This is a genomic window from Chloroflexota bacterium (assembly GCA_026713825.1).
Classification (GTDB): Bacteria; Chloroflexota; Dehalococcoidia; order Lucifugimonadales; family UBA1127; genus UBA1127.
This window is the reverse complement of the sequence record JAPONS010000082.1, coordinates 1-2,621: the sequence shown is the minus strand read 5'-3', so window position 1 is coordinate 2,621 and position 2,621 is coordinate 1. Positions and strand designations below refer to the sequence as shown.

The 2,621-nt window shown below is 67.4% G+C and carries 3 protein-coding genes; all 3 read right to left on the bottom strand.

Annotated elements, in window-relative coordinates; all coding sequences use genetic code 11:
- Positions 1–919: hypothetical protein (locus OXC99_10835; protein MCY4625478.1), on the bottom strand; the 919-nt coding region annotated here is incomplete at its 3' end.
- A gap of 84 nt (positions 920–1,003) precedes the next feature.
- Positions 1,004–2,083: a zinc-binding dehydrogenase gene (locus OXC99_10830; protein ID MCY4625477.1), complete on the bottom strand. Its 1,080-nt coding sequence runs from the start codon at positions 2,081–2,083 to the stop codon at positions 1,004–1,006.
- 18 nt (positions 2,084–2,101) lie between these two features.
- Positions 2,102–2,621, bottom strand: a 520-nt coding sequence (locus OXC99_10825) for an amidohydrolase family protein (GenBank protein MCY4625476.1), incomplete at its 5' end; no start/stop codon positions are given.

Here is a 2,621-nt window from a genome sequence, read left to right as displayed (position 1 = left end):
TGATGGTGGTGGGGCGGCCCTCGGTGACGGCGGCGGCCGCTATCCACGCACAGGTCTCGCGCGTGCCGAAGGCGGGACCGCCCGGCGACGGCATGCCGGTGCTGACGCGCCCGCGGTAGGCGGCGTCCTGGCTCGTGTCGTCCTCCGGGATGACGTAGGAGTCGAAGTAGTCGGCCATACCGCGGGCGTCGCCCGCTTCGAGGCGCGCCAGTATCGCGCGGTCGAACTCCTCGTTCAGCCACGCGCCCGGCATCCCCGGCGTGTGCCAGAGACCGCCCGACGCCGCGACCGCGACGCGCAGGTCGGAAGGCGCGTCGTCCAGCGCCTCGCGCACCGCCTTGCCGAACTGGTAGCTGCGCAACCCGGACACCTGCGGCGCGAAGTAGAGGTTCATCATGATGGGAACGGAGGGCAGCGAGAAGTCGGTCAACTCCTCGACCGACCGGATGACACCGCCGGCGAGGCCGCGGTCCGGCTTCGGCATGTCCATGCAGAAGGCGGGGTCGAAGCCGCGCTGCATGACGCCGGAGAGCAGGTGCACGCCAAGCTCCGGGTGGCCGGGGAAGCGGTAGCCGGGCTCGGCGTGACGCCCGATCTCCGGGGTGCGCGGCTCACGCGGCGACTTCGCGAAGCTGTCGCCGACGTAGACCGCGAACGCGGGGTAGTTGTTGAAGTCGAAGCACTCCAGCTGGTCGTCGCTGAAGATGACGAGCACGTCCGGCTCGAGCTCGGCGATGCGCTCGCGCAAGACGCGGAAGCCCTCATGCGTTCGGTTGGCCTTCTCGATGTTCACCTCGAGGGACTCGTTGGGCACGTCCTCGCGGATAGGCCGCGCATTCCGGCGCGCTACCCACAACTCTGGCGGGAGCGACGTCGTGCCCCCGTGCGAATGGAAGAACGTTCCGACGATGGTGGCCATATCCGTCGCTCCTTTCTCTGTCGCCGAGTCCTCGTCCTGCGAGGCGTAGGGCGGTTCACGGACCGCCCCTGCGAGTGCCCTGCCCTAAGCCGCCATGTTGGGGTTGACCATCACCCATATGGCGTCGCCGCCGTCGCCCTCGCCGCCCGAGGCGAGACAGGCCTCGCCGGTCAGGTCCAGGGGATAGTTGTGCGTCACCATCTCCTTGAGTGGATAGTCGCCCGACGCGATCAGCTCGAGGCCCATCGCCACGCTCGCGTAGCTGTGACCCCGGCATGCGCGGAGTTGCCCGTACTTGCCTGTCAGCTTCTCCAACGAGAAGGACTCGAGCTCGTAGGCCTGCGAGACGACGATGCCGCCGCGCCGCACCAGGACGTCTATCGCCTGGTTGAAGATGACGGGGATGCGGCCGGTGGTGCAGTCCACCACGGCGTCGGCGCCGCGCCCGCTCGTGATGTCCATGATGGTCTCGGTAAAGTCGTTGGCCTGCACGTCGATGGTGTGGTCTGCGCCGAGCCGCCTTGCCGCTTCGAGCCGCGCGCCGTCTTTCGACAGGCCGGTCACGATGACCGTCGCGCCGGCCTTCTTGGCCGCGAGCGTGGCGCCGAGACCCTTGGAGCCCGGTCCCTGCACGACGACCGTCTTGCCCGGAGCGGCCTCACCCTCCTTCACCGCCCACTGCACGCCGTTGCCGACCGGCAGGGCCAGCGCGGCCTCGTCGGGCGTCAGCGACTGCGAGACCTTGTGCAGTACGACGTTCGGGGGGAGGTAGAGGTACTGGCGGAAGCCGCCGTCCAGCCTGCTGGGATTGGGGTTGTTGTGCGTGTCGGTGAGCCAGCAGTGCCTGAACTCGCCGATGCGGCACCACTCGCAGTGTCCGCAGGGGAGGTACTCCTCCAGCGCGACGAGTTCGCCCTCCTCGACGCCGTGGCGGTCCAGGAACCCCTGCCCCGCCTTCACGATGACGCCGGCGTTCTCGTGCGCGTTCATCCCGGGCACCGGGCTCCGTCCGCCGCCCTCTCTCGTGAAGTAGCCGTAAGAGCCGCACATGCCGGCCGCCTCGACCTTCATCAGGGCGCTGTTGTAGTCGATGTCCGGGACGTCGATCTCCTGTATCTCCGCCGTGCGGGGCGCAACCTTGACTGCAGCCAGTGTCGTCTCCATGTCTCCCCCTTTGTTGTCCTACGCCGTGCTCGCCTCGATCTTCTCGATGTACGGCTTTGCGCGCGGGTACGCCTTCAGCACATTGCCGTGGAACAGCTTGTACCGGTCCTCATCGGTCAGCCAGTCGATGCCGTCGATGTACGGCTTCGTGTCGTCGTACCAGCGCCCGGTGTCCGGGTCGATCGCCTGCACGCCGCCGATCATCTCCGAGGCGAAGAGGACGTTGTCGACGCCTATCGTCTTGAGCATGAACTCGGTGGCTGCCTGGTTGTAGATGGCGGTGTCGAAGTAGAGGCGGCTCAGGAACTCGTCGAACGGCTCGCGCTTCGCCATGATGCTCAGTCCCTTGAAGCGCGCGTACTGGTACGGTATGGCCCCGCCGCCGTGCGGCAGGATGAACCTGATGCCGGGGAAGTCCTGGAAGATGTTGGAGTCCATCAGCTGCACGAAGCCGGTGTTGTCCACGTTCATGTAGTGGGAGCCGGTGGTGGTGAACGCGGGGTTGCACGTGCCGGAACCGTGGATCATCGCGGGCACG